19 protein-coding genes are annotated in these 21,976 nt (G+C 66.2%); 6 read left to right on the forward strand and 13 right to left on the reverse strand.

Features of this window, described 5'->3' with window-relative positions:
* Nucleotides 1–72: 72 nt before the first annotated feature.
* Both OPU69_RS00875 and OPU69_RS00880 read right to left on the reverse strand, forming a co-directional pair.
* On the reverse strand, nucleotides 73–1,038 hold the full coding sequence (locus tag OPU69_RS00875) for a winged helix-turn-helix transcriptional regulator (RefSeq protein WP_498508941.1): 966 nt from the start codon (nucleotides 1,036–1,038) through the stop codon (nucleotides 73–75).
* Nucleotides 1,039–1,102: 64 nt separating this feature from the next.
* Nucleotides 1,103–1,624 (reverse strand): nuclear transport factor 2 family protein, encoded by a 522-nt coding sequence (locus tag OPU69_RS00880; protein WP_498508942.1) that lies wholly within the window; start codon nucleotides 1,622–1,624, stop codon nucleotides 1,103–1,105.
* 129 nt (nucleotides 1,625–1,753) lie between these two features.
* On the opposite strand from OPU69_RS00880, the gene OPU69_RS00885 reads away from it, so the two are divergent.
* Complete coding sequence (locus OPU69_RS00885; protein ID WP_230962517.1) at nucleotides 1,754–3,274, forward strand: carotenoid oxygenase family protein; 1,521 nt, start codon at nucleotides 1,754–1,756, stop codon at nucleotides 3,272–3,274.
* Between the two features lie 7 nt (nucleotides 3,275–3,281).
* Here OPU69_RS00885 and OPU69_RS00890 read toward each other — a convergent pair whose 3' ends face one another.
* The gene (locus tag OPU69_RS00890) at nucleotides 3,282–4,985 is read right to left on the reverse strand and encodes a class I adenylate-forming enzyme family protein (RefSeq protein WP_498508943.1); all 1,704 of its coding nucleotides are present in this window, start codon (nucleotides 4,983–4,985) and stop codon (nucleotides 3,282–3,284) included.
* Nucleotides 4,986–5,108: 123 nt separating this feature from the next.
* Between OPU69_RS00890 and OPU69_RS00895 the strand changes: the two genes are divergently transcribed.
* The 3 genes from OPU69_RS00895 to OPU69_RS00905 are packed head-to-tail and all read left to right on the forward strand — an operon-like array spanning nucleotide 5,109 to nucleotide 8,218.
* Entirely contained in the window at nucleotides 5,109–6,152 is a 1,044-nt protein-coding gene (locus OPU69_RS00895) for an NAD(P)H-dependent amine dehydrogenase family protein (protein ID WP_498508944.1), read from the forward strand.
* Nucleotides 6,149–7,294, forward strand: coding sequence for a thiolase family protein (locus tag OPU69_RS00900; protein WP_060979263.1), 1,146 nt, complete (start codon nucleotides 6,149–6,151; stop codon nucleotides 7,292–7,294). Before OPU69_RS00895 ends, OPU69_RS00900 begins: the two co-directional genes overlap by 4 nt.
* Entirely contained in the window at nucleotides 7,295–8,218 is a 924-nt protein-coding gene (locus OPU69_RS00905) for an NAD(P)H-dependent flavin oxidoreductase (RefSeq protein ID WP_498508945.1), read from the forward strand.
* A gap of 10 nt (nucleotides 8,219–8,228) precedes the next feature.
* On the opposite strand, the gene OPU69_RS00910 is transcribed toward OPU69_RS00905, so the two are convergent.
* The 10 genes from OPU69_RS00910 to OPU69_RS00955 all read right to left on the reverse strand — a co-directional run bounded on the left by OPU69_RS00910 (nucleotide 8,229) and on the right by OPU69_RS00955 (nucleotide 20,393).
* A complete protein-coding gene (locus tag OPU69_RS00910; RefSeq protein ID WP_060979265.1) occupies nucleotides 8,229–9,017 on the reverse strand; it encodes a DUF1295 domain-containing protein in 789 nt (262 codons plus the stop codon).
* Nucleotides 9,018–9,054: 37 nt separating this feature from the next.
* Entirely contained in the window at nucleotides 9,055–10,833 is a 1,779-nt protein-coding gene (locus OPU69_RS00915; protein WP_498508947.1) for an AMP-binding protein, read from the reverse strand.
* Entirely contained in the window at nucleotides 10,830–11,261 is a 432-nt protein-coding gene (locus OPU69_RS00920; protein WP_498508948.1) for a nuclear transport factor 2 family protein, read from the reverse strand. Before OPU69_RS00920 ends, OPU69_RS00915 begins: the two co-directional genes overlap by 4 nt.
* Nucleotides 11,258–12,484 (reverse strand): acetyl-CoA acetyltransferase, encoded by a 1,227-nt coding sequence (locus OPU69_RS00925; RefSeq protein WP_498508949.1) that lies wholly within the window; start codon nucleotides 12,482–12,484, stop codon nucleotides 11,258–11,260. The genes OPU69_RS00920 and OPU69_RS00925 overlap by 4 nt, the downstream gene beginning before the upstream one ends.
* An 84-nt stretch (nucleotides 12,485–12,568) precedes the next feature.
* Nucleotides 12,569–13,201 carry a flavodoxin family protein gene (locus OPU69_RS00930; RefSeq protein WP_498508950.1) on the reverse strand — a complete coding sequence of 211 codons (633 nt, stop codon included), beginning with the start codon at nucleotides 13,199–13,201 and terminating at the stop codon, nucleotides 12,569–12,571.
* A gap of 118 nt (nucleotides 13,202–13,319) precedes the next feature.
* Entirely contained in the window at nucleotides 13,320–14,840 is a 1,521-nt protein-coding gene (adh, locus tag OPU69_RS00935) for an aldehyde dehydrogenase (RefSeq protein ID WP_498508951.1), read from the reverse strand.
* A 154-nt stretch (nucleotides 14,841–14,994) separates the two neighbouring features.
* Complete coding sequence (locus OPU69_RS00940) at nucleotides 14,995–15,945, reverse strand: helix-turn-helix domain-containing protein (protein WP_498508952.1); 951 nt, start codon at nucleotides 15,943–15,945, stop codon at nucleotides 14,995–14,997.
* Between the two features lie 61 nt (nucleotides 15,946–16,006).
* Nucleotides 16,007–17,320, reverse strand: coding sequence for a xylose isomerase (gene xylA / locus OPU69_RS00945; RefSeq protein WP_498508953.1), 1,314 nt, complete (start codon nucleotides 17,318–17,320; stop codon nucleotides 16,007–16,009).
* A gap of 12 nt (nucleotides 17,321–17,332) precedes the next feature.
* Complete coding sequence (gene xylB, locus OPU69_RS00950) at nucleotides 17,333–18,772, reverse strand: xylulokinase (RefSeq protein WP_498508954.1); 1,440 nt, start codon at nucleotides 18,770–18,772, stop codon at nucleotides 17,333–17,335.
* Between the two features lie 4 nt (nucleotides 18,773–18,776).
* A complete protein-coding gene (locus OPU69_RS00955) occupies nucleotides 18,777–20,393 on the reverse strand; it encodes a GMC family oxidoreductase (RefSeq protein ID WP_498508955.1) in 1,617 nt (538 codons plus the stop codon).
* Between the two features lie 135 nt (nucleotides 20,394–20,528).
* Between OPU69_RS00955 and OPU69_RS00960 the strand changes: the two genes are divergently transcribed.
* Together OPU69_RS00960 and OPU69_RS00965 are read left to right on the forward strand one after the other, a co-directional pair.
* Nucleotides 20,529–20,909 (forward strand): C-glycoside deglycosidase beta subunit domain-containing protein, encoded by a 381-nt coding sequence (locus tag OPU69_RS00960; RefSeq protein ID WP_060979275.1) that lies wholly within the window; start codon nucleotides 20,529–20,531, stop codon nucleotides 20,907–20,909.
* 14 nt (nucleotides 20,910–20,923) lie between these two features.
* Nucleotides 20,924–21,931, forward strand: coding sequence for a sugar phosphate isomerase/epimerase family protein (locus tag OPU69_RS00965; RefSeq protein WP_498508956.1), 1,008 nt, complete (start codon nucleotides 20,924–20,926; stop codon nucleotides 21,929–21,931).
* The last annotated feature ends 45 nt before the right edge of the window (nucleotides 21,932–21,976 follow it).

Raw genomic sequence — 21,976 nt, forward strand, 5'->3', positions numbered from 1 at the left:
CACCCTATCCGACATAGCGGGACCCCCGCCTGCGCGGGGGTGACGATAAGAAATGAAGCCAGAGCAGTGCCTTTACGCCGAAACCGCTTGGCGCTCCTCCGCCGCATCGCCCGCCACCTCGATCAGCCGGAAATCGACCTCATGTGCCTCGAGCGGTTCGCGGCAGTGCGAGCAGACCACCTGGGGTTCGAGCCTGTGGCCGCAATTGCGGTGGGTGAGCAGCACCGGCGGGCCGTTGGGCGAGCAGAAATACTTGTCGCCCCACATCATCAGCATCAGCAGCGCCGGGTAATAATCGACGCCCTTGCGGCGCAGGCGATATTCGAAGCGCGGCGGGCTTTCGATATATTGCTCCTGCCGGATCACGCCGATCGAGGTCAGCCAGGCGAGCCGTTCGGCGAGGATGTTGGTGGCGATCGCGGTGTCGCGGCGGATGTCGTCGAACCGGTTGATGTTGGTGAAGATCGACCGCATGATCAGGCTAGCCCAGCGGTCGCCCATGATCCGCGCGGCCTCATCGAACAGGGTCGCCGCGCTTTCGGTCGTCTCGCGCTGCTGGCGGCGGCGCGAATAGACCGGCTCCATCATGCCGACGCCGGGGCCGGGTTCCCATTCCATCTGCGTCGCATCGATCGTCTGGTTGCACGCCTTGCATGCGGGCTCTGGCTCGAACACATGGCCGCAGCTTTTGTGCGTCAGTTCGACGCGCAGCTTGGTGCGGCCCGCGCCCCAGCGCTGTTCCCAGCGCAGCAGCATCAGCGAGGTCCAGTAGAGATCGCGACCCTTTTGCGTCAGCACATATTCGTGCCGGTTGCCGCCGTCGCTGCTCGGGCATTTCTCGATCATGCCATTGGCGATCAGCCGCTTGAGCCGGTCGCTGAGCAACGCTTTCAGCAGGCCGGTGCGCTTGCGCAGCGCATCGAAGCGGCGGGTGCCCAGCCAGATCGCCTCGATCACCAGCACCGTGGGCGCATCGCCCACCACTTCGAGCGCCCGCCAGATCGAGCAGGTACGAATGAGTTGTGGTTCAACAGTCACGCCCACCACAATAAGCACGCCGGAGCGATACGTCGAGCCTTTCGCTCCGGCATGCCCTTGTTATTCAATGCGCCGCAGCGGGTTTGTGAAATTCTTCGCCAATGCCCATTTCGCGCAGCAGCTCGGCGCGGTCGTAATATTCGCGCCAGACCTTCACATGATCGCCCTCGACCTCGAGGATTCCGACCACCGGCACTTTGCCGTGATGGCCCTTGTACACGAACTCGTCGGTCCGCTCGATCACGACGACATCGCCGATGCGGCCGATATTGTGAATGTGCAGCGTGATGCTCTCGATGCCCGCGCCCAGCGCGTTGATCCGCTCGGCAATGGCGGGGCGGCCGTTGACCGGCTCGATCATCATCGAATGCAGCACGCCATCCTCGGCGAACAGATCGCCCACCAGCTTCCAGTCGCGGCGGTTCCAGGCGTCGATCATCTTCTCGACAACGGCAATCTTGGGGTCGGTCATTGAGCTCTCCTTGGGGGCGGCGGGTGCCGGGGCGGTTTCGGCCGCAGCCGCGCCGGGCAGCATCAGCCCTGCAACGGCCACGAACATGCTCGCGGCGATACGGAATTTCGTCATGGCATCCTCCGGTTGATGCGGCCGGTGATCCCGGCCTGCATGCACGGTGTATCGCAAAGAGACTTGCGTAACCAGACCATTCTGCTATCCGGGGAACACATTCGAAAAAGCCAGGGAAGAGGCGAGGACATGGTCATGAAGATCGAGCGGCTGCCCGCGATCCGCAGCACATTGCAGCCGAGCAACCACCCGTATCTGACCGGAGCCTGGACACCCCAGCACGAAGAGGTCAACGCCTATGACCTCGAGGTGATCGAAGGCGCGATACCGGAAGATCTCGACGGCATTTATCTCCGCAACACCGAAAACCAGATCCACCAGCCGCTGGGCAAATATCATCCGTTTGATGGCGACGGGATGATCCACCAGATCGATTTCCGCCGCGGCAAGGCGCATTATCGCAACCGTTTCGTCCGCTCGCGCTGCTTCCAGGCGGAGCAGGAGGCGGGCGGATCGCTCTGGGGCGGCCTGCAGGACAAGCCCAGCCTGTCGCGCCGCCCCGGTTTCGGCGCGCATGGCAGCCTGAAGGACAGCGCCTCGACCGACATCATCGTCCATGCCGGCCAGGCGATCGCCACCTTCTACCAGTGCGGCGAAGGCTATGTGATGGACCCCGAAACGCTCGAGCAGCTGGGCCCCGCGCCCTGGGTGCCGATCGACGGGATCTCGGCGCATCCCAAGGTGGATGAGCGCACCGGCGAACTGCTGTTCTTCAACTATTCCAAGCACGCGCCGTACATGCATTATGGCGTGGTCGATGCCGACGGCAGGCTCAAGAGCTATACGCCGGTGCCGCTGCCGGGGCCGCGCCTGCCGCACGACATGGCGTTCAGTGAGAACTGGGCGATCCTCAACGACTTCCCGGTCTTCTGGGACGAGGCGCTGCTCGAACACAATATCCATGCGGTGCGGCTGCACGATCTGCCCTCACGCTTCGCGCTGGTGAACCGCAACGACCCCAGCGACATCCGCTGGTTCGATGCCGCGCCGACCTATGTGCTGCACTGGTTGAACGCCTGGGAAGAGGGCGACGAGGTGGTGCTCGACGGCTATTTCCAGAACAATCCCACGCCCGATCCGCTGCCGCACGATGGCGGGCTGGGCGCGATGATGGCGCATATCGACGAGAACAGCTTCCGGCCCACGCTCCACCGCTGGCGGTTCAACTTGCGGACCGGCGAGACGCGCGAGCAGTCGCTGGGCGATCAGCTGGTCGAATTCGGCATGATCAACCAGCGCTATCTGGCGCAGCCCTATCGCTATGCCTATTCGACCACGACCCGGCCCGGCTGGTTCCTGTTCAACGGCTTCGTCAAGCACGACCTGGAAACCGGCGAATCGACCACGATCACGCTGCCCGAGGGCCGCTATGCCTCCGAAGCGCCGTTCGCCCCGCGCGTGGGAGCAGAGGACGAGGATGACGGCTATCTGGTGAGCTTCGTCATCGACGAGAACCAGGGCACGTCCGAGTGCATCATCATCGACTGCAAGCGCTTTGCCGATGGCCCCATCTGCCGCATCGCGCTGCCGCACAAGATCAGCAGCGGCACGCACTCGCACTGGGTCGAGCGCGAGGTGCTGGAGCGCGACAAGCAAGCGCTGCGCGAGCGGGCAGCGCGGCGCGAACGGATGATGGCGACGGCGGCCTGAGCGCCGCCTAACTCTCCAGCGCCGCCAGCACCGCCGCGCGCAGATCGGCGCGCACTACCTTGTTCATCGCGTTGCGCGGCAATGCGGGCAGAACGACCAGCCGCTCGGGCCGCTTGAACACCGCCACGCCTGCGGCCGCCAGATGTGTGCCGACCGCAGCGATATCGGGCGGGGAAACGCCCTCGTCGACCACCACCGCCACCGCAATTCGCTCGCCAAGATCGGCATCGGGAATGCCCACGCTGGCTGCCTCGCGCACGTTCGGCAGGCTGACCAGCAGCTCGTCGATCTCCGCCGGCGAGATGTTCACGCCGCCGCGCACGATGATCTCCTTCGAGCGCCCGACAAAGCGGTAGAAGCGCGACAGCGCGCCATCTCCCGCGATCTCGAACAGGTCGCCGGTGCGGAACCATTCGCCGTCGAAGCTCGCCGCATTGAGCTCGGCCGAGCGCCAATAGCCCGAGATGACCGTGCCGCCTGCAATGTGCATCTCGCCGGGCTGGCCCGGCTCGGTGATGATCGCGCCGGTATCGGGATCGACCAGCCTCGTGCGCATGACCGCAGAGACGGGGCTGTCCCACTCCACCCCTTCGGCGCCGAAACGCGGGAAATAATGCGCGCGTTCGGCCCGGTCGGGCACGTCGCCGGGCGAGGACATCAGAGCCATGCCCTCGTTCGATCCGAAGATGTTGCAGATTTCGATCCCGTGCGTCTCTGCCCAGCCTTCGATCAGCCAGGGCGTGAGCGGAGCCGATCCGCTGCCAATCGCGCGGAGCGAGGACAGGTCCACCGACGCGGCGATCTCCGGCTGCTTGAGCAAGGCGGTCAGTACCGCAGGCGGGGCGATGGTATAGGTGACGCGCTCGGCCGCGATCTGCTTCAGGAACACGCCTAGGTCGAACGGATGGTGCAGCACCATCGTGCCACGCACCTCGAGCCAGGGCAGCATCAGCCCGCCGATCGAGGCGATATTGACCAGCGGAAAGGGGTTGAGCAGTACATCGCCCGGCTGCATGCCGGTGCCCCAGACGACCACCTTGGCGTTGAGCAGCCAATGGTTGTGATCGCGCGGCACGCCCTTGGGCCGCGCCTCGGTGCCGGAGGTCCAGCAGATGGTCAGCACCTCGCCGCCCTGCACCGGATGCGCGGCGCACCAGGGAGCGACGCTCGCCGGATCGGCACTGGCAGCGAGGGCCCTGAGGTCGGCGCCATGCTCAGCCGCTCCCATGGTCAGCAGCATCATGCCGGGGCGCTGGGCGATCAGTCCCGCCGCCATCGCTGCATAGTCATGGCCATGAAAGGCGGGCACGGTGACGAAGGCGCGGGCATCGGTGAGCGAGAGGATATGGCCCAGCTCATGCTCGCGATACTGCATCACGATCGGGCTGATGATCAGCCCCAGCCGCGCGACCGCGAGGAACAGGATCACCGCATCGACGGTATTGGGCAGCTGTGCGCAGACCACGTCGTCGCGCTTCAGCCCCAGTTCGATCAGCGCGGCGGCCATCGTGTCGACCCTGGCATCGAGTTCGGTCCAGCTCAGCCGTTCGGGCGCGCATCCGTCGAGCGTGTCGCGGTTAAGCGGATCGACCAGCGCCAGCGCGTCGCCGCGTTCGGCCACCGCTTTGCAAAACAGCGCATCGACGCTTTTCCCCTCCCACCAGCCGCGCGCCTGATAGTCCGCAATCCTCTCTGCCGGGGTCAGAAACATCGCTCTCTCCTGTCTGTGCTTTACAACTTTCATAAAGATACCTAAGCCCAAGGCAAGCCAGAGCTGCGGCGCGGAGTGCGATTATTCGGCTTTCAGAAGAGACGGCAGAAGGGGAGGGCGGGCATGACCTGCAATGTCATTCAATGGGCGACCGGCGCGATGGGGCGCACCGCGTTGCGCCGGATCATCGACGATCCCGCGCTGACATTGGCGGGCGTGCATGTCTATTCGGCAGACAAGGCGGGCAAGGATGCCGGCGAGATCGCCCGGCGTCCGCTGACCGGGGTGCTGACGACGAACGACCTGGCGCAGACGCTGGCAACGGACGCCGATGTCGTGATCCACACGCCGCGCATCACCTTGCCCTATGACGCGCTGGTGCCGGATGTCGAGGCGCTGCTGCGATCGGGCAAGAATGTGATCTCCACCGCCGGCTTCCACTGGCCTGCTGCACAAGGGCCGGATTATGCCGAACGGCTGCACCGCGCCGCGATCGAGGGCGGGGCGACGCTGGCGGGGGTCGGGGTCAGCCCTGGCATGATCGTCGAACGCATCGCGCTCGCCGCCACCGCCATGTCGGTCGAGGTCGAGCATATCCGGGTCAGCGAAACGGTCGATGCTTCGGCCATGGCGAGCGCCGCCTTCGTGTTCGAACTCATGGGGCTGGGCAGCGATCCTGCCGTGCGCGACATCCGCACCGGCCCGCTGGCCGAACTGTATCGCGCGCTTTTTTCCGAGGTGCTGGTGTTCGCTGGGTACCAGATGGGTACATCGGTCGAACGAATCGACCCGGATCATCAGCTCACGCTTGCCCCAGCGGATATCGTCATTCCGGCAGGGACCATCCCCAGGGGTACGGTTGCCGCGACCGAATGGCGCTGGACCGCGCATTATGCGTGCGGCGCGCGCTTCACCCTGTCGATCCTGTGGACCGCCGATCCCGGGCTGCACGAGGGCGGGCGCGGGCATTGGGATGTGCGCATCGAGGGGCGGCCCAATATCCATCTGACCATGGACATTACCGAATCCGATCCGACCGCGCCGCCGTCGCGCGCGCTGACCGATGCGACCGTCGCGGTGGCGATCAACGCCATCCCCGCCGTGATTGCCGCGCCGCCCGGCCTGTTCGCCTTTCAGCCCCCCAGCGCGTGGAGGGCCCCGGCATGAGCGAAGCCTATCTCCACGTCGCCTTGCGCACCCCTCGCGGCAAGGCGCGCCCCGATGGCGGGCTGGCCAGCGAGACGCCGCACGGGCTGGTCGCGCATCTGGTCGATGCGATGGAGGCGCGGGGGCACGATCCGCGCGGGCGCGCCGAGCGCATGACTCTGGGCTGTGTCGGCCAGGTTGGGGCGCAGGGCGGCCACATCGCGCTGGTTTCCAAGTTCAAGGCCGAGCTGCCCGATGGCGTCGCGGTGCACACGCTCAACAATTTCTGCGCCTCGGGCCTGTCGGCAGTTGGGGCAGCGGCAGCCTCGGTCGCCTCGGGCCAGGCGCAATGGGCGCTGGGCGGCGGGGTGGAGATGCTGTCCAAAGTCGCCTTCATGGCCGACAAGGCGGATTATTATACCGCCACCGACATGCCGCCCGACCGGCGCTACATCCAGGTCGCGCTCGCCGCCGATCTGCTCGCGGAGAAGGAGGGGATATCGCGCGCTGAACTCGATGCGGTCGCGCTGGAATCGCAGGCACGCGCCGCAGCGGCAGAGGCCAAGCCGGGCCTGCTCGCCTCGCGCATCGCGGTGGCGGGGCTGGACCGCGAGGAAGCGGTGCGGCCGATGACGCTCGAGCGGCTGCAATCCTTGCCGCCTGCCTTCCCCCCGCTGGCCGAAGCCTATCGCGACATTCTGGGCGACCGGCAGATCGACCATCGCCACACCGTCGCGCATGCCCCGCCGATGACCGATGGCGCGGCGCTGGCGCTGATCGGCCCGCGCGAAGGCGCGATCGCGCGCATCGTCGCGCATCAGGAGGTCGGGGGCGATCCCTGGGATTCGCTGACCGCCGGCTTTGCTGCCATGGACAAGGCGCTGGCCAAGGCCGGTTTGACGCTCGCGGATATGGACCGAATCGAGTTCATGGAAGCCTTTGCGGTCACCCATGCCAAGTTCCTGCGCGACCGCGCGCCCGACCCGAGCAAGGTGAACGTCAGCGGCGGTCATGTCGCCAAAGGCCACCCGATGGGCGCGACTGGCGGCGTGCTGCTCTCGACCCTGATCGACGCGCTGACCGAATCCGGCGGCACTTTGGGCCTGGTCGTCGCGACCGGGGCGCAGGGCGTGGGCGTGGCAACCATCGTGGAGCGTATCTGAATGAAAATCGACAAATTGCGCCTGCCGGTGGTGGCCGCGCCGATGTTTCTGGTCTCCGGCCCCGAGATGGTGATCGCGGCGGCGCGCGCGGGCATTATCGGGGCCTTTCCCACGCCCAATTGCCGAACGGCGGCGGACCTCGATGCGTGGATGACGCGGATCGCGGCGGAGACGGAAGGCGCGCCCGGCCTCTGGGCGGCAAACCTTGTCACGCACAGCAGCAACCAGCGGCTCGCCGATGACCTGGCGCTGATTGCGAAGCACAAGCCGCCGATCGTGATTACGGCGCTGGGCAGCCCGGCGCCGGCGGTGGATACCGTCCACGCCTATGGCGGCATCGTGCTGGCGGACGTGATCTCGGTGGCCTTGGGGCGCAAGGCAGCGGCGGCGGGCGCAGATGGACTGGTCTGCGTCTCGGCGGGCGCGGGCGGGCATACCGGCTTCCTCTCCCCCTTCGCCTTCATCACCGCGCTGCGCGCCGAGTTCGACGGCATCATCTGCGTCGGCGGTGGCATCGCCGATGGCGCGGCGCTGGCGGGCGCGATCGCCGCCGGGGCGGACCTGGTGTACATGGGCACACGCTTCCTCGCGGCGAAAGAGAGCATGGCGGTGCCGGGCTACAAGCAGATGGTGGTCGACAGCCATATCGAGGATCTCGTGGTCAGCCCCGCCATTACAGGCACGCCCGCGTCCTGGCTGATCCCCTCACTGGTCGCCTGCGGCTATGACCCGAAGGACCTCGGCAAGCCCGCCACGCGCGATTATGGCGGCGATCCGCATGCGAAGTGGAAGGATCTCTGGGCGGCAGGGCAGGGCGTCGGCACGGTGCGCAGCGTTGAGCCGGTCAGCGCGATCGTCGACGAGATCGAGGCTGGCTTCCGCGCCGCCGCCGAGCGGCTGGGTCAGCGGGCCGAGACCAACTGACCCGCCGGTTTCAGCCGCGCCTGGGAGGCATCGGGATGAAGCCCGAGGTGCGCGCGACATATTCGGCATAGCCCTCGCGCGTCTTGGCGAGCCGCTTTTCCACCGTCGGCGCGCCCGACCATTTCATCAGCGTCCAGGTCAGCAGCACGGGTCCGATGATCGCAGCAAGGCCCGTCGAGGTTTCCGCCGCGATCAGCCACAGGCCCCACCAGGTCGTCGCATCGCCGAAATAATTGGGGTGGCGGGTATAGCGCCACAGGCCGCTGGTCATCAGCTTGCCCTGGTTCTCGGGCTTCGCCTTGAACGCCACGAGCTGCGCATCGCCGATCGTCTCGAACGCGATACCGAACAATGCGATGCTTGCGCCGATCATGCCCAGCGTTCCGACCGGCGGCGCGGCATCGATCTGGCCCAGCTGCACCGGCAGGCAGACGATGAAGAGCAGCGGGGCTTGCGTGGCGAAGACCAGTTGGCCCGAGGCGCGCGCGAAGCTCCAGCCCTTGTGCTGCTGCGCCTTGCCGAGCAGCGCCGAATAGCGCCGGTCGGGCCCATGGCTGCGCCAGCGCCAGAGCATGAACGTCCCCAGCCGCGCCGCCCACAGGCCGCAGATGGCGAGCAACATCAGCATCCGCGTCGGATCGCCCTCGGCTTGAACAAAAGTGGAAGCGGCCATCACCAGCATGCCCCAGGCCCAGAAGCTGTCCACCGGGGTAACATCGCGCGTCCCCAGACAGATCAGCCATAGCGCGACAAAGCATGCGGCCAGCACAGCCGCATTGATCGCGAGAATCGTCAGCATCCCGTTTCCTCCCAATTTTATGAATTGTTCCAGCGTTCTAGCCGGTGATGGCAACGCCCTCGTCGGGCGGATCGGCAAACACCCGCTCGACCCATTCGCGCCGCCCATCAAGCACCGCGCGGCGGTTGATCGTCCCCTTGTCGGAAAGCTCGTGCGCGCCTGGATTGGGCGGGGTGTCGAACAGCGCGACCCGGCGGATTACCGCGCCGCCGCGCGCCTCGCGATTATAGCCGCGCACCGCCTCGGCCACCGTGTCGAGCGTCGCGCCCGGCTTGGGCCAGGCGAGCATCGCCAGATACGGCCTTCCGTCATCGGCGAGCACCAGATCGGCGATCAGGCCATCGCACGCCTTGAGCAGCTTTTCGCGCACCGCGCCGCCATAGACCCAGTTGCCATTGGCGAGCTTGAACTCCTCGGCCAGCCGCCCGGCAAAGGCGAGGCCCTGGCCATAGTCGTTCTCGTCATGGAACACTGCGACATCGCCGGTGCGATAATAGCCCTCGTCGTCGAACGCGGCGGCGGTCTTTTCGGGCTCGTCGAGATAGCCTTTCATGACGTTCGGCCCGGCGAGCCGCACCTCGTAGCGCCCGTCGCATGGCACGAGCTTTAATGACAGGCCCGGCGCGGGCAGGCCGATGCCGACGCGCGTCGCGGGGAAATGGATCGCCATGCAACCCGAAACGGTCTCGGTCATGCCATAGCCGGTGGTCATGTGGATGCGGTGGCCGGTCTCGGCGATAGCGAGTTCCTGCAACCGGTCGTACACCGGCTGAGGGAGCCCCGCGCCGCCATAGAGCATCAGCCGCATCTTGGCGAAGAAGCGCGCGCGCGGCTCGGCATCGTGCTCCATCGCCTCGACCAGCATCGCATAGCCGGTGGGGACATTGTTGAAATAGGAAACCGAAATCTCGCGCAGATTGGCGATGGTCTGGTCGAACAGGCCGGGCAGCGGCTTGCCCGCGTCGATATGCAGCGTGCCACCCTCCAGCAGGCAGGTGCGCATGACGGACGCGCCTGCGGCATGGTGCCAGGGCAACCAGTCGAGCATCACATCGTCCCAGCCCGCGGCCTTGCCGATCATGTCCAGCCCCTGCGCCCCGCACGCGGCGAGCGCGGTCAACGAATGCGGCACAATCTTGGGCAGGCCGGTCGAGCCGGAGGTGAGCATGTAGATGGCGGGTGCAGCTGGATCGACCGCAGCGATGGCCTCATTTGCAAATGCACCGGGGTCGGTGGAGATCACATCGGCATAGGCGGAGGCATCGGCAAACGGCGCAGGGTCGCTGCTGACGATGCGCGCGCCCGGCGCGGTCGCAGCAAGCGCGGCGGCGATGGCCGGGTGCGGTTCGGCAAGGATCACATCCGGCTGGGTCCGCGCAATGACGTGACGAAGTCGCGTATGATCGCCACCGGCGAGCCCATAGGCAATGCTCACCGGCACGATGATCATCCCCGCAGCCCAGGCGGCAAAGGTCATCACCGCGACCGGCAGGCTGTTTTCCGCGATGATCAGCAGCCGGGTGCCGCGCGGGAAATTCTCCGCCAGCCAGCGTGTCGCGCCGTCCATGTCGCGCTTGATTTGAGTATAGCTGCGATAGGCCCATTGCGCGTCCGTCCCGCGCCAGCCGATCGCGGGGGTATCGCCCTTGAGCGCCGCCCGCTCGGCGAAGGCGCGCGGGATATTGGCGTCGAAGGCGCGCAGTGGCACGCGGCTCTTCAGGATGATCGTGCCATCGGCGCGCCGCTCGACATCGAGATCGACGGGCATGAACTCCGCCTCGCGAAACGGGGCATCGGCCAGCATTGTCGTGGTCATGCGGCGGGCCGGTCGATCAGTTCCTTGACCTGGGCAGGGTAGGGCTTGCCCGCCTTGATCGCATCGACCGTGCCGCGATCGAGATAATCGCGCCAGCCGATGATCTTGTCGCCCTGATATTCGATGATGCCGGCATAGGGCGCGGCGACGCGGACGCCGTCGGTCGTCACATATTCGTCGACGCCCTCGACGAACAGCCGGTCGGCGGTCTCGGCATGCGCGAAAATGCGCCAGTTAACCTCTGCGATGGTCGATCCGAAGCGCTCGATGAACGCGCGCGCCTCGGCCTTGCCGCGCGCGGGCGGGGCGATGGCGGCGGCATAATGCCACACCACATCATCGTGCAGCATGGCGAGCACGGCGTCGGCATCCTTGCGGGTCCAGGCGGCGATCAGTTGCTTGAACTGGTTGAAACGGGTGTCGGTCATGCGGCCTGCTCCACGATGAAGCTGACGGTGGTGGTGGTCGATCCGCCGATATTGAGCGTCTGCACGCGGCGCGCGCCTTCGACCTGATTGTCTGCCGCCTGGCCGGTGACCTGACGATGCGCGTCGAGCAGCATCCGCACGCCGGTCGCGCCGACCGGATGGCCTAGCCCGATCAGTCCGCCCGAGGGATTGATCGGCAGCTTGCCGCCGATCTCGATATCGCCCGCCTCGACCGCCTTCCACGCCTCGCCCGGCGCAGTGAGGCCGAGATGGTCGATCGCCATATATTCGGTCATGGCAAAGCAGTCGTGCGTCTCGACCGCATCGATCGCCTCGACGCCCGAGACACCGGCGCGCGCACGGGCATCGTCGATCGCGCGCTTGACCTGGGGGAAGACGTAAGCGCTGTCGCCAGCCATCCGCCTTTTGTCGCGATAGCCGAGCGCAGCCGAACGGTGCCCCCAGCCAGCAATGCGTGACAGGGATTCCATCGGGATGCCGCGCTTCGCCGCATATTCGCAGGCGCGCTTTTCGGAGGCGAGGAACACCACCGCTGCACCGTCGGTCACCTGGCCGCAATCGTTCTTGCGGGTGCGACCTTCGACAACCGGATTGGCCTCGTCATCCTCGGTAAAGCTCTTCGGGCCGAACTGCCATTGCCGCGTCTGCGCGGCGGGGTTGCGCCTGCCATTGGCGAAGTTGATCTCGGCAATGCGACCCAAATGGTCGTAGTTCAGGCCGTAGAGCGCGTCATATTCCTCGGCGAGATCGGAAAAGGCACGCGGCCAGAGGAACTGCGCATCGGCAAATTCGCGTCCCTGATAGGCGGCAGCGCCGAGATTTTCCGCGGCTTTCTGTCCCGGAACGTTGCGCATCATCTCGATGCCGACAACACAGGCAAGGTCATAGCGTCCCGCCTCGATCTCCGCCGCTGCGGCGAGCACCGATACACTGCCCGAGGCGCAGGCCGCTTCGTGGCGCGAAGTTGGCAGGCCGTCGAGCGCGGGATCGACATAAGCGAAAAAGCCGCCGAGCAGGCCTTGCCCGGCAAACAGGTCACCGACGAAATTGCCGACATGGCCGCTTTCGATCTCGTCGGCATCGAGCCGCGTCGCGTCGAGTCCGGCGCGGACCGTCTCGACGAATCCGTCGCCTATCGAAAGCCCCTCGCGCGCCCAATTGCGCGCAAAATCGCTCTGGTATCCGCCCAGCACATAAACCATCACGCCTCTCCTGCTTTGATGGTATGCTTATACAAGCTTGATCCATCGTGCAACCGGGGACGTGACGGTCATGCGCCGCAGAAATCAGCTCTCGTCGTCATGCTCCTCGTCGCCCGGATAGGGCTTGGCCTTGAGCAGCCCGGCCAGATGCGCGGTGTTGGCGGCGAGCATGCGCGCGGTTTCGAAGGTTGCTTCAGGCGTCTCGTCGAGGTCCTGGAAATCGGTGCTGCCCATCGCCTCGCCGACCCAGTAGCAGGCAGCGCCAGCCGGGATGGTGAAGCCGACATCGTTCAGCGCCTGGAACAGGTCGGCCGAAATGCGGTGCGCGCCGTCCTCGTTGCCGACGATCGCCGCGACCGCGAGCTTGGAAAAACTGGGCATCCGGCCCGTCTCGTCGGTTTCGCTCATGAAGGCGTCCATCCGCTCGAGCACGCGCTTCGCGATGCTCGACATCTGGCCCATCCAGATCGGCGTACCGAAGATCAGGATATCGGCGGCGAGGATGCGCTTGCGAAGGTCCGGCCATTCGTCGCCATCGCCCTCGTCCGAGCTGACGCCGGGCAGCACGTTGTAATCGGCGATGCGGATCGTCTCGGTCAGCTCGACCTCGTGCTTGGCGAGCTGGCCGGCGATCAGCTCGATCATCGCATCGGTCGAGGAACTCTCCTTGCCCGAGCGCTTGAGGGTACAATTGATCGCGAAGGCTTTGAGGGTCATGGGGGCTTTATCCTTATGAGGGGGGGTCGAGGAGCGTACGAACCTGCCCGCATGAGGTTGCGCCCTTGGCTGACATAGAGGACCGGGCGCGACGCGATGCCGCGCCCGGCGTCAGGTTTCAGAAAAAGCCGAGCTTTTTCGGCTCGTAGGACACCAGCAGGTTCTTGGTCTGCTGGTAATGGTCGAGCATCATGCGGTGAGTCTCGCGGCCGATGCCCGATTGCTTGTAGCCGCCGAACGCCGCGTGCGCGGGATAGGCGTGGTAGCAATTGGTCCAGACGCGGCCTGCCTCGATGCCGCGGCCGAGGCGATAGCAGCGGTTGATGTCGCGGCTCCACACGCCCGCGCCCAGCCCAAACATCGTGTCATTGGCGATGGCCAGCGCATCGTCCTCGTCGCGGAAGGTGGTTACCGAGACGACGGGGCCGAAGATTTCCTCCTGGAACACGCGCATCTTGTTGTGGCCGCGCAGCACCGTGGGCTGGACATAATAGCCGCCAGCCAGATCGCCGCCGAGCTCCGCGGCGGCACCCCCGGCTAGCACCTCGGCTCCTTCGGCGCGGCCGATATCGATATAGCGCAGGATCTTGGCCTGCTGCTCGGCGCTGGCCTGCGCGCCGATCATGGTGTCGGGATCGAGCGGATTGGCCTGTTTGAGCGCCGCGACGCGCTTCAGCACGCGCTCAATGAACCGGTCGTAGATCGATTCCTGCACCAGCGCGCGCGAAGGACAGGTGCACACCTCGCCCTGGTTGAGCGCGAACATCACGAAGCCCTCGATCGCCTTGTCGAGATAATCGTCATCCTCGGCCATCACATCGGCGAAGAACAGGTTGGGCGACTTGCCGCCGAGTTCGAGCGTGACCGGAATCAGGTTTTCGCTCGCATATTGCATGATCAGCCGCCCGGTCGAGGTCTCGCCGGTGAACGCGATCTTGGCGATGCGCTTGGATGAGGCGAGCGGCTTGCCCGCTTCCAGCCCGAAGCCGTTGACGATGTTGAGCACGCCATCGGGCAGCAGATCGCCGATAATGTCGATCAGCGCCATGATCGAGGCGGGGGTCTGCTCAGCGGGTTTCAGCACCACGCAATTGCCGGCGGCCAGCGCAGGCGCAAGCTTCCAGCAGGCCATCAGCAGCGGAAAGTTCCACGGGATGATCTGGCCGACCACGCCCAGCGGTTCCTGGAAATGATAGGCGATGGTGTTGCGGTCGATTTCGGAAATGCCGCCTTCCTGCGCGCGGATGCACCCGGCGAAATAGCGGAAATGGTCGATGGCGAGCGGAAGGTCGGCGGCCATGGTCTCGCGGATCGGCTTGCCATTGTCCCAGGTCTCGGCCTGGGCGAGATGGGCGAGATTCTCCTCCATCCGGTCTGCGATGCGGGTGAGCACCAACGCGCGTTCGGCCACGCTGGTCTGGCCCCAGGCGACCCGGGCGGCATGGGCTGCGTCGAGCGCGGCCTCGATATCCTCAGGACCCGAACGCGCGATGGTGCCGATGACCTTGCCGGTCAGCGGCGAGACATTGTCGAAGGTCGCGCCGCTTTTCGCGGGCACCCAGCGGCCACCGATCCAGTTGTCGTAATGCGCCTTCAGCGGCGGGCGCATCAGCAGCGCGGCTGGGGTGTGCATGTCCATGAAGTGTCTCCTCTCGCTTGGTCGCCGGCCCGTGACATCCGGGACTCGGCGGTTTGCGAAAGAGAGGCTTGCACGGGCGAAGCACGCGGACGAGCGGGGCGGCGGAGGTTCCAATGAGCAACTGTCTCAAGAGTGAGACAGATCGGCCCTGCAATCAGTTCAGTCCGGCGCGCTCCATGCGGCGATAGAAGGTCGCGCGGCCGATCTTGAGGCTGCGCGCTGCAGCGGCGACATTGCCGCCGCACCGGGCGAGCGCCTGACGCAGTACGCGTCGTTCTGCAGCGGCAAGCGGGTCCTCTTCGGGCAGGCCGAACAGATCGGCGAGCGGCACGGGCGCAGCCGCGCTGACTCCGGCGAGCAGCGCGTGGTGGCGCGCGGCGCGGCTCGCCCCGATCACCAGATCGTCGCGATCGACCGCCACCATCGCGGTCTGGCCATGTGTCTGCTGGTCGAGCAGAACGATGCGGCAATCGCTGAACGCATCGGCGAACATCAGCCGCTCGACCGAGCCCGCCGCGTCCTGCAGCGCGGCCATCACCAGCGCGGTGGTATCGAGGTCGTGGTCATAGCGGTTGGTCGAGACGTCGAGAGCCGCGATGATCCCCCCGTCCGCGCCGTGGATCGGCACGCCCATGCAGCTCACCTGGGTGTTGCTGCTGAGGAAATGCTGGTCCTTGAGGATCGCGACGGGGCGGTCCTCGACCACGCAGGTGCCGATGCCGTTGGTGCCTTCCGCGGCTTCCGACCAGCATTCGCCGGCGACGAGCCGCGCGCGGTCGAACATCGCGGCATCGCCATCGGTCATCCGACCTTCCAGGATCAGGCTGTTGCCGTCGGTGAGCAGCAGGCAGCGCCCGGTGCGCACGATGCTGCGCGCAAGCGTGTCGAGCACGGGCCGGGCATGGTGGAGCAGCCGGGCATTGGCCTGCCGCGCCTCGGCCAGCCGCACCGCATCGAGCCGGTCTGCGGCCGGGCCATGCGCCGGGTCGAGCCCGTGGCGCAGCGCCGATCGGCACCAGGAGGCAGCCAGCGAGGATTGCGCCGCCGCAGCGGGGGAGGCGATGGCCGACCGGATGACGGCGGCGTGCTGTTCGGCCTCTGCCATGATGGCTCAAGGCTATCATGCGACCCCTTGCGTCACAAGCGGACGCGAGGGGTGCGCGATCTCAGAAGCGATTGACCAGATTCTCGCAATATTCCTGACGGCCCGACTTCAATTCGGGCGCGCTGTTGGCGCTTACGGCGCGGTCGGCGATGGCCGCAAGCGTCGTGCCTTCGGCATGGATCATCTGGCCGAGTTCACCCTTCCACCCGGCATAGCGCTCGGCGCGGAACGCCTCGAGCCGGCCATCCTCGATGATCGCGGCGGCGCGCAGCAGCGAACGGGCGATGGTGTCCACCCCGCCGATATGGCCGTGGAAAAGGTCCACCGCGTCGATCGACTGGCGGCGCACCTTGGCATCGAAGTTGAAGCCGCCATTGCCCAAGCCCCCTGCGCGCAGCACCTCGAGCATGGCAAGCGTCAGCTCCTCGACCGAATTGGGGAACTGGTCGGTATCCCAGCCATTTTGCGGGTCGCCTCGATTGGCGTCGATCGACCCCAGGATGCCGAGCGCGCGCGCCATGGCAATTTCATGCTCGAACGTATGGCCGGACAGGGTGGCGTGGTTGGCCTCGATATTGACCTTGACCTCGTTCTCCAGCCCGAAGCGCTTGAGGAACGCATAGACGGTCTGCGTGTCGAAATCATATTGATGCTTGCTCGGCTCGTGCGGTTTGGGTTCGATCAGGATCGTGCCGGTAAAGCCGATGCGGTACTTGTGATCGACGACGAGGCTGAGGAACCGGCCGAAATTTTCCTGCTCGGTGCCGATCTCGGTGTTGAGGATCGAATCATAGCCCTCGCGCCCGCCCCAGAGCACATAGTTCGCGCCGCCCAGGCGATGCGTCGCGTCCAGTGCATCGCGCACCTGCGATGCGGCCCAGGCATAGACTTCCGGATCGGGATTGGTCGCCGCGCCCGCCATGTAGCGCGGGTGGCTGAACAGGTTGGCGGTGCCCCAGAGCAGCTTGCGGCCGTGTTGCGCCTGCAGTGCCTCGAGATGATCGACGGCCTCGGCAAAGCTGCTGCGGAAGTCGCCGATATTCTCGGCATCGGCCATCACGTCGACATCGTGGAAGCAATAGAAAGGCAGGTCGAGCTTCTCGACAAAGGCGAGCGCCGCCTCGCGCTTGGCGGCGGCGTTCTTGGCGTCCATCGGCCCTTGCAGCCAGGGGCGCTTGAAGGTGCCCGCGCCGAACACGTCGCTGCCCGGCCAGCAGAAGCTGTGCCACATGCACACGGCAAAGCGCAGATGGTCCTCCATCCGCTTGCCCATCACCACCCGGTCCTTGTCGTACCAGCGGTAGGCGAGGTCATTGGTGCTGTCGGGCCCTTCGTAACGGACGGTGTCGAAGGCGGCAAAATATTCGGCGGACATGCGGGTTTCCTCTCAGATCGTTCTTATGGCGGCATAGGCGGTGCGGAAGCGCGCCAGCCTGGGCGCCAGCCGCTCGGCAAGCTCGGGATCGGGCGCGATGCTCTCGCGCACCGGCGAGCGGGTGCAGACGCTGGCAGGATCGGCGCCGGTCGCGGCGATCTGCGCCAGCCGCGCCGCGCCCAGCGCCGGACCGACCTCACCGCCGTCGAGATAATCCAGCCGAACGCCCAGCGCCGATGCGATGATGCGGCCCCACCAGGTCGATCGCGCGCCGCCGCCGATCACCGAAAGGCTCTCGATCCGGGTCCCAGCGGCCTGAAGCGCGGCCAGGCCATCGCCATGCGCGAAGGCGACGCCCTCCAGCACCGCCGCCGCCATGCGCCCTGGGCTGCTGTCATGGCCAAGGCCCAGAAAGGATCCGCGCACATGCGGGTCGTTGTGCGGTGTGCGCTCGCCCGACAGATAGGGCAGGAAGAGTTCGCTGCCCTGACCGGCGCCAGCCTCTTCGGCGGCGGCGAGCAGATCGGGGACGTCGAGGTGCATCATCGCCGCGGCCCAATCGAGGCACACGGCAGCGGACAGGTGCACGCTCATCTGGTGCCACAGGCCCGGCAGGCAGTGGCAGAAGGCATGCACGGCGCCATCGGGATTGGCCCGCAACCGGTCGGTGGCGACGAAGATCACGCCCGAGGTGCCGAGCGAGAGCAGCGCATCGCCATCGCGCACCACGCCGACGCCGACTGCGCCTGCCGCATTGTCGCCCGCGCCGCCCGCCACCGGCACGCTGCCCATGCCCCAGCGCGCCGCAACCTCGGGCAGCAGCGTGCCACCGATAGCGCTGCCTTCGACCAGGCGCGGCATCTGCGATCGGTCGAGCCCGGTCGCGGCGAGCAGTTCGTCCGACCAGTCGCGCCTTGCAACATCGAGCCAGAGCGTGCCCGCGCTGTCGGACATGTCGCTGATCTTCTCGCCGGTCATCACCAACCGGACATAATCCTTGGGCAGCAGCACGCTGCGGGTCGCGGCGAATATTTCGGGTTCGTGCGCGCGCACCCAGGCGAGCTTGGGCGCGGTGAAGCCGGGCATCGCGATATTGCCCGCGATGCTGCGCAGATCGGGCACGGCAGCCTCCAGCGCGGCGCATTCGGCATGGCTGCGCCCGTCGTTCCACAGGATCGCGGGCCGCAAGGGGCGATCGTCTGCACCCAGCAGCGTCGCACCGTGCATCTGTCCGGCAAGGCCCACCGCCTCGACTCGCGCGCGCAGATCGGCGGGCAGCGCGAGCACTGCCGCTTGCGTGGCGTTCCACCAGGCCGCCGGGTCCTGTTCGGACCAGAGCGGGTGCGGGCGCTGCACGGTGAGGGCAGAGCTGGCATGGGCGATGACATGACCCTTCGCGCCCAGCAATACCGCCTTGACCCCCGAAGTGCCGATGTCGATGCCCAGAAACATACGTTCAGCCCCGCGCGTCTTCCAGGATCAGCTCGGCCGCGCGCTGGGCCAGCGCGATCGCGGGGCCATTGGTGTTGCCCGAAACCGGCGTCGGCATGATCGAGCAATCGACCACGCGGAGACCTTGCAGGCCGTGTACCCGGCAGCGCGCATCGACCACCGAGTTCGCGGCATCGGTGCCCATCGAGCAGGTGCCGGTGCCGTGCAGGCCGCATTCGGTCATCTTGCGCACCTCGGGGGTCAGCGCGTCCTCGTCCTGGATCGCAGCGCCGGGCATGCGCTCATCGCCGATATAGGGCGCGAGCGCGGGCATGCTGGCGAGCCTGCGGAAGAGCTTGAACAGTTCGAGCGCCTTTTGCTGGTCATAAGGGTCGGACCACATGTTCGGGTCGACCACCGGCGCGTCGCGATGGCTGGGCGAGGTGAGCGTGACCGTGCCGCGGCTCTTCGGGCGCAGGTGATAGCCCGAGAAGGTGAGGCCGGGCCGGTCGGTCAGCGGGCTCCCCGGCCGTTCGGCCATCTCGTTGATCGTGCGCATCGCAAAGGGCGCCGCGGCCACCTGGAATTCGGGCCAGTCGTCGAGCCCCTCGGTCGAGATCAGCCCGGTGATCGGCATGCCGACGCGCGCCAGCGGGCCGGTGCGGGTGAGGAAATAGCGGATCGCGTTGCGATAGAGCCGCCAGCCGAGGAATTCCCGATTGTTGCCGGGATTGTTGTGGAGGTCGAACGAGACGCCCATCTTCTGGTGATCGACGAAATTCTGGCCCACGGCGGCCAGCTCGTGCGCGACCGGAATGCCCAGCCGCTGCAGTTCCGCTCCCGGTCCGATTCCTGACAGCTGGAGCAGCTGCGGCGAGCCATAGACGCCCGCGCTGACGATCACCTCGCCCGCCTGGTGCGTTTCCTCCACGCCCTCGCGCTCGGTCACCACGCCGGTGACGCGGCCCTCGGCGACGGTCAGCCGGGTGACGGCAACGGGGTGGATGATGGTGAGGTTGGGGCGGTGGCGGATCGGTTCGACAAACGCCTCATACGTTGACTGGCGCTGGCCGGCGCGATCGACCGTATATTGCGAGCGACCCGCGCCGGTGATGCCGGGCGTGGTGATATCGTCCACCCAGGGCATGCCGCCTTGCGCGAAGGCCCCGGCCAGCGCCTCGAACACGGGGCCCTTGTAGTCGGACGGGGTGATCTGCTGCTCGCCGTCATGGCCGCGACCGGGATGCGCACCGGGCGCGCGGTAGTTTTCGACCTTGCGGATGCAGCGCGCCATCTCGTCCCAGCCCCAGCCGGTCAGGCCCATGGCCGCCCAGCCGTCATAGTCGCCGGGCATGCCGGGCAGATACCAGGTGCCGTTGATCGCCGAAGAACCGCCGAGGCCTCGGCCATAGGCGTGCATTTCCTGTCGTCGGCCGGGCTGCTGTGCGACCGGATAGGCGCGAAAATAGGCGGGATTGCCCATGATCTTGACGAAGCCGCCCGCCATCAGGATGAATGGATGGTCGTTGCGCCCGCCGTCCTCGATCAGGAGCACCTGATGACGCGGATCGGCGCTGAGCCGGTTGGCGAGCACGCAGCCCGACGAGCCAGCGCCCACGATGATATAGTCGAACCGGGCCAAGCCCCTCTCCCCTGGCAGCGCTGCAGAAAACGAGCGCACAATCTAGAACTGTTGTTCTTATTTTTTCAACACCAGCCTTGACCGGCTGTCAAGCGACAATTAGAAACATCATTCTAATTAAGCGAGGAGAGAGCGATGCTTCCGGTCGAACGTATCATCGGAGAAGAAGGGCTGAGTGCGACGCCCGAAGGGCTGCGCCTGGCCATGCGCCTGCCGTGGTACAGGTCGCTGCCGTTTTCCATTGTCGAGATCGATTCGGTGCACATCGATGGCGCGCCAGTGGACCTGTCCGACGCCAGGGTCGAGTTCGACGGCTCGGTATGGCCGCTCAAGGATCTGGGCGAGCAAACCAATGCCTTCTGGTTCGTCCGCGACAGCGCCTTTCTCCATATCCCCGGCCAGAGCGCCGCGCCCGGCAGCGAGCATGAGGTGGCGCTGAGCATGTTCATCAGCCCGCCCTACATCCCCGGAATGAAGCGCGCCAACACCCAGACGCAGACGCTACGCGTCGCCTGAAGGACCTGATCGACATGACCAACACCGCAACCAGCACCGGCCCGCAGACCGGCGTCACGCTCTATTCGTTCACCAATGCCTGGCTCAACCGCAAGTTCGAGCTGGACGGCCTGCTCAACGAAGTCGCCCGGCGCGGCATGGGGCCGAATATCGAGATCATCGGCTTTCAGAATTTCCGCGAATTCCCCGACGTGTCGGATGAATTTGCCGAGCAGTTCAAGGCGATGATGGCCGAGGCGGGGCTCAACGCCACCTCGTGCGCGATCAACTCGGACCGCTTCCTGCGTCCCGGAGCACAGCCGATCGACGATGCAACCCTGGTCGAATATCACAAGCGCCAGCTGCGCTCGGCCAAGAAGATGGGCTTCAGCCTGGTGCGCTATCAGTTCGCGCTGCCGGTCGAGCTGCTGCCCAAGATCGCGCCCTATGCCGAAGAGCTCGACATCCGCATGGGCGTGGAAGTGCACGCGCCGATGTGGGCCGGGCACCCGGCGGTGCAGGCCTATGGCGAGATGTATGACAAGCTCGACACGCCCTATCTCGGCTGGATTCCCGATTTCGGCGGCACGGCGAGCCGCATCCCCGAATCGATGCTCAACGCCGCGCGCGCAAAGGGCGCGAAGGAAAGCCTGCTCGACAAGCTGAAAGAGGTCTGGGTCGAGCCGGGCATGAGCCACGAAAAGGCCGGCCGACTGCGCGAATGGGCGCTGAAGGAGGGGCATGAGCCCGACCATATCCAGGCCGCCAACCTCGCCTTCTTCATTCTGTCGAACCACGACCCCAAGAGCTGGGCGGCTTTGGTTGACCGCACCATCCACATCCATGGCAAGTTCTACGGCATGGGCGACGATGGCCGCGAAGAGGCGATCGATTATGAAACCATCCTGCCGCTGTTCCGCGACGGCGGGTTCACCGGCACGCTGGTGAGCGAATGGGAAGGCCATGCCTATCTGGGCGATGACGGCTTCGATCAGGTCGAAAAGCATCAGGCGATGTGCCGCCGGATATTCGCCGGCCATTGATCCGGTCCTGACGAAAAAAGGGGCGCGGGCCTTGCGGTCCGCGCC

The sequence above is a fragment of the Blastomonas sp. 34TW genome, from assembly GCF_059803595.1.